Origin of the sequence: Gloeothece verrucosa PCC 7822 (genome assembly GCF_000147335.1) — a bacterium.
Lineage (GTDB): Bacteria > Cyanobacteriota > Cyanobacteriia > Cyanobacteriales > Microcystaceae > Gloeothece > Gloeothece verrucosa.
In genome coordinates, this window is the sequence record NC_014533.1 from 343,197 (window position 1) to 359,967 (window position 16,771).

At 38.5% G+C, this 16,771-nt stretch carries 7 protein-coding genes; 1 reads left to right on the plus strand and 6 read right to left on the minus strand.

Translation table 11 applies throughout. The annotated features are described in order from the left end of the window. Positions 1–42 precede the first annotated feature (42 nt). Positions 43–1,299 (plus strand): MFS transporter, encoded by a 1,257-nt coding sequence (locus CYAN7822_RS28605; protein ID WP_013334455.1) that lies wholly within the window; start codon positions 43–45, stop codon positions 1,297–1,299. Between the two features lie 2 nt (positions 1,300–1,301). Here the strand turns inward: CYAN7822_RS28605 and CYAN7822_RS28610 are convergent, their stop codons facing one another. The 6 genes from CYAN7822_RS28610 to CYAN7822_RS28635 form a co-directional block, all read right to left on the minus strand. Beyond that, entirely contained in the window at positions 1,302–2,726 is a 1,425-nt protein-coding gene (locus tag CYAN7822_RS28610) for a hypothetical protein (RefSeq protein ID WP_013334456.1), read from the minus strand. A gap of 57 nt (positions 2,727–2,783) precedes the next feature. Next, positions 2,784–3,917, minus strand: coding sequence for a sulfotransferase family protein (locus CYAN7822_RS28615; RefSeq protein WP_013334457.1), 1,134 nt, complete (start codon positions 3,915–3,917; stop codon positions 2,784–2,786). 27 nt (positions 3,918–3,944) lie between these two features. Continuing rightward, on the minus strand, positions 3,945–4,937 hold the full coding sequence (locus CYAN7822_RS28620) for an NAD-dependent epimerase/dehydratase family protein (protein ID WP_013334458.1): 993 nt from the start codon (positions 4,935–4,937) through the stop codon (positions 3,945–3,947). Beyond that, complete coding sequence (locus tag CYAN7822_RS28625; protein WP_013334459.1) at positions 4,938–6,836, minus strand: TubC N-terminal docking domain-related protein; 1,899 nt, start codon at positions 6,834–6,836, stop codon at positions 4,938–4,940. Positions 6,837–6,877: 41 nt separating this feature from the next. Further along, complete coding sequence (locus CYAN7822_RS28630; protein WP_013334460.1) at positions 6,878–9,892, minus strand: type I polyketide synthase; 3,015 nt, start codon at positions 9,890–9,892, stop codon at positions 6,878–6,880. A 91-nt stretch (positions 9,893–9,983) separates the two neighbouring features. Next, positions 9,984–16,553 (minus strand): type I polyketide synthase, encoded by a 6,570-nt coding sequence (locus tag CYAN7822_RS28635; RefSeq protein ID WP_162052188.1) that lies wholly within the window; start codon positions 16,551–16,553, stop codon positions 9,984–9,986. Positions 16,554–16,771: the final 218 nt, after the last annotated feature.

The window sequence follows — 16,771 nt, forward strand, 5'->3', positions numbered from 1 at the left end:
GTAGCCCCTTAAAAACAATTTTAAAATTACAGGAGTAAAAACATGAAATGGATTATATATATTTCAGGATTTTTTGGTTTATTTTTATTCAACAATGTCCTCTTAACCATGCTATTTTACCGCTACGATCCTGGAATAAGTAATTCAAACAATTTTCCTTTAATTGTTCCCTCACTTTTGGTAGGAATAGCCTTATTTATAAGCCGCTCTAGTGCAGCTATTCTTCAGCCCTTTATAGGATATAGCTCAGACCGATTTAAAAGCCGGTGGGGTTGTCGTCGTCCCTTTTTAGCGATCAGTATTTTTCCTTTAACTTTTTCCTTCATTTTACTTTTTCTACCCCCTAAATTTTCAGAAATTGGCAACTTTTTTTATTTATTAATTTTACTGTTTTTATTTTTTTGCTCACTAGCTCTTTATCAAATTCCCTATTTAGCTTGGTTACCCACGATTGCGCCTACCGATAAACAAAGAATCTTTGTAGCCACTTTATTAGGAGTATCTAGCTTACTGGGTACAGCCGTCGCAGGAATAGGATCACCTTGGTTAACTTATCATTATAATTTTGAAGTAATGGCGTTTTGCCTAGGTAGTCTAGGATTAATAACTCTACTCATACCCTTAATTAATCTTGAAAACGAAACCGAGCCTATAGAAAAGCGTTACTCATTTCGGCAATCTTTTCAATTAGGATGGAAAAATCTCCCTTTTAGGATTTATTTAGGCGGCATTGGTTCAGCATGGATTACTGCCAGCATTTTATCCGTTTGTCCTACCTATATAGCCGTAGCTCTTTTACAGAAACAAATAGATTTTGGAGGAATTATTAATGGAATTTTTTTACTCAGTGCCTTACTCGGTACAGCTTTAATAACCCTTATAGTTCGACGTTGGGGAAAAGCGAAAACGTTTCAAATATCAATGTTTTGGTCTGCTGGTATATTATTAATTTTAGGACTGTTTTCTTTATGGTTTAAGGTTCCTCAGTTAATTTGGTTAATGCTGTTAATGCTCAATGGTTTGGGATTAGCCAGTATTTTTATTTTGCCTAATGCCATGCTACCAGATATTATAGATAATAATAAAAAATTCAAAAAAAATTTACAGGCTGTTTATTTTGGTATTAGAGGTTTATTAATTGAAATAAGTGTCGGTTTTGGTCTTTTCTTAGCCGGAATATTGTTAATGCTTGGCAATACTAAAGCACAACCACAAGGAATTTTATTTTCTTTAATTATAGCCGCTTGTTTTGCTTTTGTTTCAGCCGGCTTTTTTTCTTTTTATCGAATTCAAAAATAAATTCAATTTTCTGGACGAACTTGAAAAACGCCAAGAGGCGACATGGTAATTATTTGGCGATTAGGCCCTATTTGAATACCTGAACCAATATTATTAAACACTCTATTAGAACCAAATCCTAAAGTTTTATAAAAACTACTCTTGCCAGTTGTCCAAGAAAAAGCTTCAAGCGTCCAAAAATTTCTTAATCGTTCTCTTCTCAATCCGACTGCATAAATTAAATTACTACTTTGGCTTAAGCCCATCATACTATTAGGAATATAAATATTTTTATTCACCCAACGCACAACTAATTTTTGTTCTTTTGGTAGCCATTCAAACTTTTCTACTCCAGGTTTCATCATTTTTAAAGCAGGAAAGAAGCCGCTCCACTTAGAGACAGCAAGACCATAGCCAAAGGCCAATAAAGAATTTTCTGTAGGGACAATATCTTCAGTATTCTGTTGTCCAAAAGTAATAGGTTCTGCGGCTGCGATGCGCTTATCTAAATTAGCAAGCCCTCGCCAGTTACTAGGAATTTCATCTCTCCAAATTAATACTAAATTCATCGGGCTAGACTTGTCAGTGATAGCAATCAGACGGTCTCCATTATCAGACCCAATTAATGTAGGTGTGCTACCTGAGCCATTGATAGGAACCTGCCATCTCTCCTCAATAGATGAACCCGTCCAGTGAAATTTATATAAAGTTGATTTTGAGGTAACATAAAAATTCATTTTCTCATCAACAGCAAAAGAGTTACTAATCTGCTCATTTAATTTTTTATAAGTAAATTTTTTAAAATCTCTACTCAAAACCCCTATAGAACCTTGTCGAGTAGCAAAAACTAAGTTACCGTCATAAAGTAATTTCATCCCCAAAAAAACATTAGGCCATCTTCCCCAAAAAAGCGCAGGAACTTTAAACTTTCTCAGCAGAATTATTGGCGATTCAGGAACATCAGGAGCGGCACTACTAAGAGCAATTATCTCTCTAGCCTTTGTATCCATAAAGTAGGCTACATTATCCTTATCCATCACCCAATAACCTGTAGCACGATTATAATTCAGTGTTTGCTTATTGGCGATGACTACATTTAGGCTATTTTTTGAGGTAATACCTTTATAAATAACTAAGCCATTTGTTCCCCAAAACACTGACTTTCCGTCTTTAAAAGGGGCAGATAATATTGTTCCCGTAGGAGTGAAACCCGGTTGTTCAAACTTAACTAAATCCACAACAAGTTTATCAGTTGCTACTGGGCCAGGAGCTTCAGTATTTTGTTGACAATAAATGCCATGACCTTCAGGCCAAAATGATTTTGGCGCATAAGGATTGGGGGGCGGAACGAGTTCCGCACTGCTTGGCACAGAAGAAACAGCCGATGAAGAATTTACTACATTAAGGCAAACAACCATAAAAGTGAGCAAATTTAAACCTTTAGCCATTTTACAATCCATAATCTTAAAAGCTTTTTAGCCCCTGACCTAAAAAATAAATTTCTTTCACAACTGATTTAGCAAGGCTATATCATATCCCCATTGCTCAATAAAAAATCCCCACCGTTGATCGATTTTTTTGACCAAATCTCTATCCAAAGAATGTTGATTTTTTATATATTTACTTTTGCTATGAACATATTGTAAAAAAACCTGACTTTTTTCCTCAAAATCGGGCAAATTAAACTGCGTATAAATTTTATTCAAGTACATCATTTCATTGCCTAAAAAATCCTCATACTTAATCTCAATAATATTTCCCAGGGGAATATTTTGTTTTGACTCTAAATACTGGTTTATTAATTGCTCATAAAAATCAAAAATACAGTCTTCTATATATTCCTCAGAAATTTGCTGAAGCGCATAAGTAGGCATCAACTTCTCATAAAAAAGTTTAGTTGAGGAATAAACATCATAAGGATTTCTATAAATATAAATAAACTTACTTTGTGGGAAAAGTTTAAGTAATGTATCAATCCTAGCAGTATTAGCAGGGTTTTTAATGAGTAATCTTTTTCCTTGAGAAAAAAAAGTCGTTTTTTTTAAAATTTTTATATAAACCTTTTCCCACTCGGCTTTTAGAGAACGTGACAGTCCTTGAAAAAGAACAGAACGTTCAAAATTTTGTCGTAAATACTTAGGAAACATCCAGCCGTTATAAAAAGACAGAGGCATCATATTTCCAATAGCATATTCTTCTTCTTCAGGCACATGAATAGAATAAGCAACATTATCCATTGGTCGCTGATTGGGAAGAAGCGCCTCCAGCAAAGGAGCCATAAACTTTTTAGAGTTTAGACTTAAAAACATTTCAGGACTATAAGAATATATACTCGGAACAAAAGCAAAATTGCTATCCTGAATCATTAAATTATGCAAATAAGTCGTTCCACTTCTCCAATGTCCCAGAATAAAAACAGGAGGATAATCAATAGTAGTCGAAGCAATTTTATGATCAAAAATTACTCTTTCAAAAATTCTTACAGGAATGCCAGATAAACATAAGAAAAAAGCATATAAAAATTTAATAAAATATTGAGTATCAACGCCTCTATTGGCAATAATCACTCTGAAAAAATTTCTCAAAGAACCATAACCTAAAGGTTGTAGTAAATAATTTTGATATTGTGCAGAAGTCATAAGAAAAAATCCTTAATTAATTGAAAATTAAATTAAATTCTCTCGGTACAGCCATTCTTTGGTATAACTCATTCCTTCTTTTAAAGAAACTTTAGGAGCAAACCCTAGTTCCTTGCTAGCTTTTTCAATTGAATAAGGGTAAGGGCGTGTCATAAAATCCACCGCAGAAGGAAGAAAATCCGGTTTTTTACCGGCTATTATTTGTGCAAAATTACGAAAACTAATTATAATCTTAAGAAGATTACTAGGTAAAGAAAATAAATGATAATTGCCTTTTATCTCAGCTAAATAAGAAAAATATTCTTGCCAAGAAGTGCTTTTACCATCAGTGATATTAAAAATTTGCCCGCTACATTCTTTATCGATGGTTAAAAATATACCATCCAGCAAATTATCAATGTAAACATGGTTCATGGTTCCCCGGCCTTGATCAGCCAAAACAAACAAGCGTTTGTGCATTAACTGTAGCGGTTGCAGAACCCAAGCTCCTCCTCTGGGCCCATAAACATCTCCTGCTCTAATGATAACAACGTCAAATTTTCCAGGAGAATTTAATTCCATTAATGCTTGTTCAGCCTCAATTTTAGTCTGACAGTAAGGATTATTTTCGCCGCATAATGGGCCCTCTTCCGTCACCCATTTAGGATAGTTAAATCCATAAACCATCACACTTGAAAGGTGAATAAATTGTTTGACTCCGCTATTTAATGCCGCCTGGGCCATCACCACTGTTCCATTAACATTAACTTCGCGGAAGTCTTCTAAAGAACCACCCTCTTTAACTTTAGCGGCTGTATGTAAAACAATATCCACACCTTGACAAGCTTTTTCAGCAGCAATAGGGTCATTAACACTACCAATAACCACATCTACGCCTAATTTTTCAGCAATTTCAGCTTTAGTTTTAGAAGACTGCAAGCCTCGAACTTTCATCCCTCTGGCTAAAGCAAATTGAGCCGCACGTAAACCGATAAACCCCGCTACCCCGGTGATCAGAATAGTTTTATTTGTAGAGTTCATTTAACGACTCCTAGAAGACGAAACAACACAAGAATTTTTAACCTGATCTTGATTAATTTGAAGAGAAGGAAAGAATTTTCCGCCCAGTTCAATTTGATGATTAGAACAGCCGGCTTTTAACCTTTCTAGTAAATAATTCAAATCACGAGCAATCACATTAGTTCCATGATCCGGTTCAACTAAAGCCGCTAAATTGATATTCCCATCAGTAGATTTTCCGATTTCTTGAATTCCCAGAAAATTAAAAACACCAGATTCGTAAGTTCCACAAGGAACCGACGGATTATAAACGCCTGCACAGTATTCATTAGCCGCAAACCAATCAATAGATGGATAGCCATGAAAATGAACCATTGGCGCTCCATTTTCTATAAGTTTTGGTGTGTACAATGCAGAGGCAAGAACAATAGAAACCATCACATAAAGATCATAAGACGGCTTAATATCCACTTGGCTTAAATCTACATTTTGAGGAAATTGCAGTAACAAACGGTCTTGTAATCCTATGCGAACAATATCAGTCGTTAAACTAAGATTAGTTTTATTGGCTCCAGAACGAGAACTAACCAACCAAATATCAGGAATTTGATGATATTTATCTTGAATTTTTAGATATCTTCGACCTTGACTATTTTGGCGAACTTCATCAAAATTGAGGCCTTTAATGGGGTCAAGCTTATCCCATTCTTGTGCCGTAATTTCTATTGCGCCAACATAACGAGGGGGTTCAGCATAGGCAATAAACCCGTAAGAAACACCGGTTCTTCCATTAGCAATCCAGTCAATAATATCTCGGTGAGAACGTTTACGAATGACATTATCAAGCTTGAATCCCGCCGGTAGCAAACCTGTAGACTCTATTTCCTTTCCTAATTGAGTCAGCATAACCGCATAATTCGATTGAGTAGGGTCAAATTCTCCAATTTCAAATCGACTTAAAGGTAGCGGCAAAACTGGCACGTAAATTTTAGGGATAAGAGACTGACGAATAAAATGATCCAAAGCTTCTCTAGGATAAGTGGAATCTGAGAGATTCATGTTGAGAATTGACAATTTTTTCTCAGAAACGCCAATTAAAATTTCGGAAAAAGTTCTGACCAGTGAGTTAACTCCAATGGGAATTTTTTCTGAATAAGGTAAGGAAGAATTAGTAAATTGTTCATCTAAATCAGTGATCACAATCACTTGAGTATTAGTTCGGTCTTCAATAGCTTGAATACTGCTTTCAGCCCAACTGATCATTTGAGCAATTTTAGACACAGAAAGCTTTTGACCTTTAAGGACTATTTTTGAGTAAAATGTATAAAAACTCTCAGCAATTAAACTTTTAACTTTATCGACAACGGTGGAATGTTTCTCTACATCAATAACTGCACTTATTTCAGATTTAATGACTCGAGTTTTTATCGTTTTTTTCCAACCGATATAAGGCATTTTAAGCTCATACTGAAAATCTCGGGTTGCCTCTTCCCAAGGAATAATATTAACGCCTTGTTCTTGAAGCTTTTCTTGAAGCTGGCTTCTAAAAGTAAGGATATTTTCTTTTGAGTAGTTGGGGGGAAGAGGGCGAAAAGTGACTTTTAATTGTTGAGCCATAGCTCGAGCATCAATAATGGGCGGCTTATAACTAGCACTCACTGAGCTATTATTACAAAATCCTCCAATTAATTTTCCTAGAGTTTGTAAGCTTAATCCCTCTCCCTCTGTCTCCTTAACTTCTGTTTTAGGCGAGTTATTTTGTTGTAAGTAGGTTAAAATTTCGGGTTTATGTTTACTCAGTTTTGCATAAATTTGCTCAGTTAACGCGCCTTTAGGCGATTGTATTTTGAGCTTATCTTCATCCACCCATAACTTGATACCCTGGTGATTTAAATCTTTAATTAATTCTGCGATACTCATAATCAAAAAACTCCTAAAAACTTAGTATTTTTTAAACTTATTTAAATCTCAAAAACTTCTAAATCAGAAGCTTCTAACTGCTCACTAACATACTTAGAGAGCGTTTCAATGGTGGGAAAATGTACTAACAACATGGGGGTTACTTCAATATTAAAATATTGTTTAGCCGCACTAGCAATACCAATAGCTAATACAGAATCAAGCCCATAGCTATCAAAAGGCACTCTAACATCGATTTCACTGGCATTAACGCCTAACTCTTTAGCAATACGCTCCGCCAACCAAGATTGTATATCCTCGGCTTTCCTAGAAATAGCTTTTAGGGTAATATTTTCACCCGAATATGCTTGCTCATCTGGCGTTTGTTTTTGACTTTCTCGCTTTAAGAGTTCAGCTAATTTCGGTAAAAATGCCACTTCATCGGCATTAAGTTCAGGAGAAGAAGCTAAATTTTTAATCAAATCTTCAAAATGGGAGATATTTTTACTTAAAGATATTTCATCTTCAGTATTATCATCCTCTAAAGCGACCCAATATCGCTGTTTTTCCCAAGCATAATTCGGTAGAGATATTCTTTGACGGAAATAACTTTTATCAATTTCTTTCCAATTGATCTGCGTTCCACAAACATACAGTTTAGCAAGGTAATCAAAAATTATTTTCCAATTATTACTAGAATAATTTAAGCTGATCAGATGCTTCAATTGAGGAATTTTATGCAAATTCAGTTCAGATAAAAAAGATTCTATCCCAATTTCAAAAAGAACATTACAACCTTGTTGTTCCAGTTTAGACCCAACAATCTCTCGAGTCATAAATTGAGTGTTTTCTTTTTTAGATAAATGTTTAAACCAATCCTCAAGAGTTGTAAATTGATCAGTTACGACTGTTCCCGTTGAACCAGAAATTAAAGGCATAACCGGCAGAGAAAATTTAAGGTCTTTAATCATTAACTTAAACTCCTCAATCATTTCCTGCCGCAGTGCTAAACCGCTACTTTCAACAATTAATTTCAGTCCGTCTTGCCAAGATAGCACACCTGCCGCACAAGCCGCCGCATATTCTCCTACGCTTTGCCCCATAACGGCCGCTATTTCTATGCCCCAAGCTTTCCACTGTTCAAACAAAGCATATTGTAAGACAAATAAAAGTATTGGACGATAAGCTGACTGATGAATAAGAGAGTTTTGATCTTGCTTCCCATCAAGCTCATCTAATAAAGAAAAGGCTAAATATTTGTTAAGAAAATCTTCACATTGGCTAATGATCTCTTTAAATACTGGTTGACTTTTATAGAGTTCATAGTTCAAGGTTAATGCTGAAGAAATATCTCCCGAGAAAAACGCCCCGATTCGAGGTAAACTTGCCGCTTGGCCAGTAAATACTCCCTCTGCTTGTCGTTGTTCAACAAAAGCGATTAATTTTTCTTTTAAGGTTTTTAAATCACTCGCCACAATTGCTAATCGATGAACAAAATGAGAGCGCCCTGAATTGGCATTAAAACAAAGATCAGCCAAAGCTATATCAGGATTTTGAGTAATATAGTCTATATATTTTTTCGCTAAATGTTCCAGAGACCAAGGCGTTTTCGCAGATAACTCTAATAAATGATGCGTCCGTTCAGTTATTTCAAAATTATCTAACTGGGCTGACTGAAAATTGAGCGTAGGGGCTTCTTCTAACACCAGATGAGCGTTAGTGCCGCTAAAACCAAAAGCACTCACCCCGGCAAATTTTTGGGTATTTTGATTCGGCCAAGCGAGAGAAACTCTCGGAATAGTAATGGGTAAATTTTGCCAATCAATGTAAGGATTAAGCTCTTTTAAATTTAAATGAGCCGGAATAGTATTACTTTGCATCGCCAAAACGACTTTGATTAAACTCGCAATACCGGCAGCCCCTTCAAGATGACCAATATTAGTTTTTACTGAACCAATGGCTAAGGGATTATCTGAAGAACGATTGCGACAATAAACTGCTTCAAGCGCACCTATTTCGATTGGCTCTCCGAAAGAAGTTCCTGTTCCTTGAACCTCTACATAACTCACTTGAGAAGGGCTAACTTTTCCATTATTAAGCGCATTATGAATAACCGCTTGTTGAGCCGGACCATTAGGAGAAATTAAACTACTACTACGACCATTATGATTAACAGCAGAACCGCGAATTAAGGCTAGAATTCTATCTCCATTAGCTTGAGCATCCGATAAACGCTTAAGAACAATTACGCCACAACCTTCGCCCCTAGCATAACCATTGGCAGAGGCATCAAAAGTTTTACATCGCCCTTCAGGATCAAGCATCCGTGTTTTAGAAAAAACAATACTACTTTCTGGAGAAAGAATTAAATTAACGCCACCCGCCAAGGCCACATCACTTTCTTTTTGCCGCAAACTTTGACAAGCCAAATGCACAGCAACTAAAGAAGAAGAACAAGCCGTATCTATTGATAAACTCGGCCCTTTTAATCCGAGAAGATAAGACAATCGCCCTGCGGCAATACTCGTGGCGTTGCCAGTGCCAAAATAAGCATCTATTTGCTTTCTACCGCGTTCATCGATAATAACTTTTGCATAATCATTATTACAAATACCAATAAATACTCCTGTTAAACCCTTAGAAAGGTCTTCAGGACGACAATAGGCATTTTCTAAAGCTTCCCAACTCACTTCTAATAATAATCGTTGCTGAGGATCAAGACTGACACACTCCCGCGCCGAAATGCCAAAAAATTGCCGGTCAAACTCATCAACTTGAGGCAAAAATCCACCTAGACGAGTATAAACTTTCCCCGGTACATCGGGATTAGGGTCATAAACTTCGTCAATATTCCAGCGATTTTTAGGAACTTCAGTGATAGCATCAATTCCATCATTTAATAAGTTCCAAAAACGCTCCGGACTGTCAGCATTCCCCGGAAAACGACAGCCAATGCCAATAATAGCAATAGGTTCGTGTTTAGCGGCTTCTACTGCTTCTAGTTTGGCCTGCATATCTTCCAAGGCGAGCAGCGCCCGCTTAATGGGAGAGGGTTGAGTAGTTTCTGATGTCATCATATTTTCTAATAGATGAATAAAGTTTTTTCAAATTATAAAAAAGGAAAAAGGTTATTACATTTCGCGAACAGCCTGCGCTATGTCCAGGTACTTAATACCTCAAATTATTTAACTTACTTAACAGTAAAGCTTCAGCTTCACTATCAGATAATGCCTCGACTGCTAATTTAGCACTTAGAGAAGTATGACCGTTTGAAGATAATATCTCTTCTGAATTACTCAAGTTTTCTTGAGAATTATCGGGTAGAGTTTCCTCAGCACTCTTAAACATTTCTAGTAGCAAATAATCAGTCAAAGCCGCCACAGTGGGATAATCAAAAGCCAAGCTAGGGGAAATAGCCAAACCTAAATTATTTTGCAGACGATTTTTTAATTCCACTGCCATTAAAGAATCCATCCCTAATTCCACAAAACCCTGCTGTACATCAATAGATTCAGCCGAAGAAAAGCCTAAAACTTGAGCCACTTGCAGACGAATAAAACTTTTTAGCAAAGACTGACGCTCTTTTGGCGCAACCGACTGTAATTGTTTGAGAAATTCTCCTTCGCTTTGCGCTTGCTTAGGTTGAGATGATTGAACAAAAGTTTCATAAAATGAGGGAATTTGATTATAAGGAAACTGAGCTAAAAATTTAGTCCAGTTTATAGGCATAACAGCCATCTGAGCCGCATCTTGTTTCAGCAATTTTTCTAAAAATTTCAGTCCTTGTTCAGGAGAAATTAAATTAAGCCCTTGAGCCGCCCAACGCTCCTGATCTCGGGCTGATAACCCGGTGGTCATTCCTCCTTCGCTCCAGGGCCCCCAATTAATGCTTAATGCAGGTAATCCCATTGAGCGGCGATAGTGAGCCAACATATCCATAAAACTATTAGCCGCAGCATAATTACTTTGTCCAGGGCTACCCAACACAGACGCAATCGAGGAAAAACAGACAAAGAAATCTAGGGGAATATCACGGGTGGACTGATGAAGAATCCAACTACCCATGACCTTTGGCTTCATAACCTCGATAAATTGCTCCCAGGTTTGCCCAGTGACTAACCCATCTTTGAGTACCCCGGCGGCATGGATAATTCCCCGTAATGGCGGCATAGAGGCGTTGATAGTTGTTATCAGGTGATCCACCGCTTGAGCATTAGATATATCTGCTTGCATAGTCACCACTTTTGCGCCGCTTGCTTCGAGTTGAGCAATTTTTGCTTGAGCGATGTCTGAAGGATGTTGACGACCCACTAAAATTACAGATTTAGCCCCCACTTCGATTAACCATTCAGCAACTTTTAACCCTAATGCGCCCAATCCGCCAGTAATTAAATAGCTGCTTTCTGAGTTGATCAGATTTTCCCTTTTTTGCTTGTTCGCTGTGGGCAGAGAAATTACCACTTTGCCAATATGTTTGGCCTGCGCCATGTAACGAAAAGCATTAACGGATTCTTCTATGGGAAAAACTTTGTGAGGAAGCGGTTTAAGACTACCCTCCTCAAACGCTTTCATCAGTTCCCCTAACAGGGATGTAATTAAAGTAGGATTTTCTGAAGAAATATCCAGTAAGTCAAAGGGTAAATAAGTAATATCAGGGCGTTGTTCTTTGACCTGAAGCTCATCCCAAATGCCAATCTTACCAATCTCAACAAAGCGCCCACCTTTAGCCAAAATATTCAAGGTTTTAGGAATAAACTCTCCATTTAAACTATTGAGCGCCACATTCACGCCTTGATCTTCCGTGGCCTGCATCACCGCTTCAGAAAAGTCTAAGGTGCGAGAATTCATCACTTTTTCTACACCCAAAGACTCGAGAAAAGCCCACTTTTTCGGGCTGGCCGTCGCATAAACTTTCGCTCCTCTCCACTGCGCCAATTGAACCGCCGCCTGTCCCACGCCTCCGGCTGCCGCATGAATTAAGACTCGTTCTCCTTTTTGCAGTTGGGCTTTTTGGCATAATCCATAATAAGCGGTTAAGAAAGCAGTGGGAATGGTAGCCGCTTCTTCAAAACTCACATTTTTGGGCTTAGGAACCACAAAATCGGCGGAAACGGTGACAAAACTCCCTAAACAACCGATCGCTTGAGCCGCCATTACTTCATCCCCCACCTGTAGATGAGAAACCTTTTCGCCCACAGCCACAATAATTCCAGAACATTCGCCGCCAAAGGGTAACTCACTGGCTGATGTAATACCCATCTGTTCGGTATATTCTTTTAACATTCCCAGTGCATTCAGCACATCTCGGAAATTCAGCCCCACCGCACGCACTTCTATTTCTACTTCTTCGGCGGCAGGAGAACGACGAGTCGCAGGAGACAAGGTTAAATTTTCTAAAATCCCGTAGTTAGATATTTTCAGTTGAAAAGGTTGTTCACTGCTAATTTTTGGGGATTTATCCTGCTCATCCATGCGATAGCGTTCTAAGCGAAGGACAAAGCGACTATTCTGGCGATAGGCAATTTGAGTTTCTGGACTCGACGCGGCAAACTCCTTGAGTAGGTTTTGCACTTCTTCGGTTTCTGGTGTTGGAGCCAAATCCAGACGAGTACAATGTAAGGCGGGATGTTCCATAGCAATCACTCCCCCTAATCCCCACAGTGATGCTTGCTCTACATTTAATCGGCCAGAATCTACTGCCTGACTTCCCCGCGTGACTAACCACAGACGAGAGGCTTGGCTCATGTTAGCTTTAGCGAGTGCTTGCACTAAGTATAAAACACTGGCACAGGCTTTCACTTGAGCCGCTTGTAACAGGGCTAAATCAATTTCTGGTGGGTTTTCTGAACAATTTTCTGCATTCCAAAGGTGAATGATACCCCCATAAGCGGCTTGATTGTCCAAACTTTCTGCCAGTAAGCGTTGGAAATCTTCGGGATTAGAGGGGTTGACTTGATAAAGGTTTTGTGCTAATAGCTGATAAGTTGAACCGGCGGTAGCGATAACACAATCATGACCTTGCTGTTGTAACTGTGCAATTAATTGTTGTCCTAAATGGCTTTGATCACTGAAAATTAACCATCGATTAGCGGTTTCGCTGAGTGACTCGTCAGATACAGGCGGCTGAGGTTGCCATGTGTTTTGATAGAGCCAATCGCCGATTTTAGGTTGCAGAATACGCTGTAAAGCTCGGCGGCTGACACGTTTTAGGTATAATCCCTCTATTTTAGCGATATTTGCTCCTGTATCGTCAAATAAGACCAGATCAGCCACTAAATTTTGACGAGAACCATTAGGAGAACGCATCTGTACGTAACTCCAGAGGTGAGTCTGTGGCGGCTGATAAAGGGAGAATTGTTCTATCGCCACCGGTAAACAAGCTTTCTGTTCTTCATCAGTTAAAGCCGCGCCTAATATCTGCAAACAAGCATCTAATAAAACTGGATGAAACTGATACTCTTGAGCTTGTAAAATTAATTTTTCGGGTAACTGAATTCGCCCCAAAGCACTTCCTTGACCCTGATAAAGGCGTTCAATAGCTTGGAAACAGGGGCCGTAGTCCATGCCGCGCTCATGTAGGGTGCGATAGTAATCCTCAATAGAAATGGCTGTGGGATGTTGAGCGAGTAATGTTTCTAAGTTTTGTCTTGCCGGGAGAGGTTGGGGGTTTTCCAGCAGCATGAGATTCCCGGTTGAGTGACGTGTCCACACCGGCTCTGAGTTATGCTCATCATCAGCCGCTAGACTAAAAATTTGAAAGCTATATTGAGAATTTTCAGGAGTTAAAACAAGCTGTACGGTTTTAGCTTCCTCACCTGACAAAATGAGGGGATGTTCCACAGCGATATCGGTCAATTTTAACAGTGAAGATTTAAACAGATTTTTAGCGGCGGCTAAAGCGATTTCTAAATAGCCAGTGGCAGGAAATATGGGGGATTGATAAATACAATGGTCGCTCAGATAATCCGGAAAATGTTCAGCAATCTGAGATTGAAAGTGAATTTTTTTCGATTCAGCTAAATACAGTTTTTGACCTAAAAGGGGATGAGTTAAAGAGTTAAATTTCGGTTGAGGCAGACTTTTTTTCTCAACAGATTTTAACCAATAAGATTGGCGTTGCCAAGGATAGGTCGGTAATTGAAGACGTTGGCGGCAATAATCTTGATCAAAACCTTCCCAATTGATCTCTATTCCTTGAGTATAAACTGTGCTTAAAGTTTCTAGCAGTTGTTGCCAATCTTCTCGATTAGGTCTTAAACTCGGTAACCAAAATAAGGCTTCTTTGGGGTTGGAATCTGGCAGACAGCGACGACCCATTCCCAATAAAACCGGTTTAGGCCCTATTTCAATAAAGATTTTACATTTTTCTTTCTGTAGAGTGAGCATTCCGTCGGAAAATTTAACCGCTTTTCGGAGATGATCACACCAATAAGCCGGAGTCATTATCTCTTCTTGTGCTACTTCACCCGTTAAATTAGAAATAACTTTAATTTGGGGGGGATGGTAGGTAATCTGTTGAGCCACTTCGGCAAACTCAGCCAAAATTGGTTCCATTAAAGTGGAGTGAAAAGCATGAGAAACATTGAGCCGTTTAACTTCTATATTATTGGCTTGGAACAGCTTAATCACTGCTTCTATGGCGTGTTCTTTACCAGAAATAACGATACTATTAGGCCCGTTAAAAGCGGCTATTTCCACTTCTTCAGTATAGGGGGTAATTACTGTGCTGACTTGTTCATAGGTCGCAAAAACCGAGGCCATCGCCCCATTTTTGGGTAGAGACTGCATTAAGCGGCTTCGGTGAGCAATAAATTTCAACCCATCTTCTAAACTAAACACCCCTGCCACACAAGCGGCGACATATTCTCCAACACTATGACCCATAACTACACTAGGCGTAATTCCCCAAGATTGCCAGAGTTGATAAAGGGCATATTCAAGGGCAAATAAGGCGGGTTGTGTATATTTTGTTTCGTCTAAGAGTGAGGAATTATCTTTAGCATAAATAACCTCAAGTAAAGGTTTTTCTAAATAATTCTTTAGAATCTCATGGCATTGATTGAGGGCTTGACGAAATGTCGGCTGAGTTTCATATAATTGTTGTCCCATGCCTAGGTATTGAGAACCTTGTCCCGTAAATAAAAAGGCTATATTAGGCGCTTTTCGTCGTCTCGGTTCATCAGTTGATTTTGGAGAATCAATTTGAGTTTTGATAAAATTTTTCAGTTGTTGACTCAATGACTCATGAGTATCAGCAAAAACTGCTAGACGATGTTGAAAATGAGAACGCCCACTATTAGCCGTAAAACAAATATCCGCTAAGGAAAGTTCTGAATGAATGGATAAAAAGTCTAGATATTTTTCAGCTAAATCCAGCAAGGCGGCTTCTTTTTTAGCCGAAAGTGTCAGAAGATGATAGGGACGTTCTATTTCATTAGTTTTTTCTGGTAACGTCGGTGCTTCTTCTAGGATGATATGGGCGTTAGTTCCTCCAAAACCAAAAGAATTAATGCCCGCGCGGCGTAGTTCACCTTCTCGCAGTTCCCAAGGTTGAGATTGAGTAGGAATAGAGAAAGCTGTATTATTTAAAGAAATTAAAGGATTGAGTTGTTTTAAATGTAAGCTGGCAGGAATTTGTTTATTTTGTAGAGATAAAATAACTTTAATTAATCCTGCAATTCCGGCGGCATTTTCTAAATGACCAATATTCGTTTTTACAGAACCAATCCAGCAAGGTTGATCGGGTTGCCGCTCTTTTTTTAAGACAGTTTGTATCGATTTCATTTCGATGGGATCACCTAAAGATGTCCCAGTACCATGAGCTTCAATATAACTGATTTGAGCCGGTGCAAGATTGGCTTTTTCGAGCGCTTGCCGCATAATGTTTTGTTGAGAGGGTCCATTGGGGGCGGTTAAACCGTTGGTTAAACCATCTTGATTAACGGCAGAAGCACGGATCACGGCTAAAATGTTATCTTCGTCTCGAATCGCATCCTTAAGACGTTTTAAAACGATAATGCCACAGCCTTCTCCTCGAACAAAACCATTAGCACTAGCATCAAATGTTTTACAGCGTCCATCAGGTGATAGCATTCTCGCATGAGAATAGGCAATGCTCGGCTCTGGTGTTAACATTAAGCTAACGCCGCCAGCTAAGCATAGATCAGTTTCTTTACTGCTTAAACTTTGACAAGCAATATGCACTGCCACTAAAGAAGAGGAACAGGCTGTTTCTATTGCCATACTCGGACCTTGTAAATTGAAAAGATAAGAAAAGCGGCAACTTGAAATACTCAAAGTACCACCAGTTCCATCATGGGGTGTAATGGTTTCTAAATCCTTCGCTAAAAGCCGCGCATAGTCGTTATTCCCACAACCAATAAAAAATCCGGTTCGAGTACCAGATAGTTTATTGACGGCAATTCCGGCATTTTCTAAACTTTCCCAAGCCACTTCTAGAGTTATCCTCTGTTGAGGGTCCATTCGTTCCGACTCACGAGGAGAAATGCCAAAAAAGTCAGCATCAAATTGATCCACTTGTTGCAAGAAACCGCCCCAACGAGTAATCATTTTACCGGGTGTTAATGGCTCAGAACTATAGAGATTATCTATATCCCATCGATCAGAAGGCACTTGGGTTACTGCATCTATTCCATGACTCAAAAGCCGCCAGAAAGAGTCTAAATCATTAGCACCCGGAAAGCGACAGCTAGTTCCAATAATAGCAATAGGTTCCATATTAAACATCCTATATAATTTTTTTTAGTTTTAAATTAATTTAAGTAAGAAAAGTTTATGATTCGTAGGGTGGATTAGGCGCGGTGATGATTTTTATGAAAAAGAGATAAGTTTTGAGCCACGCCGTAACCCACTAAATACAATATTGTATCTCCATGAACATTTTTCCCCACGATGCCGAAAGAGCCGATTTTCTCAATTAGGTGAGGTACATTTGC

Coding starts and splice junctions, on each gene's coding strand:
- CYAN7822_RS28605 (WP_013334455.1), top strand. CDS start 43: ATGAAATGGATTATATATATTTCAGGATTTTTTGGTTTATTTTTATTC.
- CYAN7822_RS28610 (WP_013334456.1), bottom strand. CDS start 2,726: ATGGCTAAAGGTTTAAATTTGCTCACTTTTATGGTTGTTTGCCTTAAT.
- CYAN7822_RS28615 (WP_013334457.1), bottom strand. CDS start 3,917: ATGACTTCTGCACAATATCAAAATTATTTACTACAACCTTTAGGTTAT.
- CYAN7822_RS28620 (WP_013334458.1), bottom strand. CDS start 4,937: ATGAACTCTACAAATAAAACTATTCTGATCACCGGGGTAGCGGGGTTT.
- CYAN7822_RS28625 (WP_013334459.1), bottom strand. CDS start 6,836: ATGAGTATCGCAGAATTAATTAAAGATTTAAATCACCAGGGTATCAAG.
- CYAN7822_RS28630 (WP_013334460.1), bottom strand. CDS start 9,892: ATGATGACATCAGAAACTACTCAACCCTCTCCCATTAAGCGGGCGCTG.
- CYAN7822_RS28635 (WP_162052188.1), bottom strand. CDS start 16,553: ATGGAACCTATTGCTATTATTGGAACTAGCTGTCGCTTTCCGGGTGCT.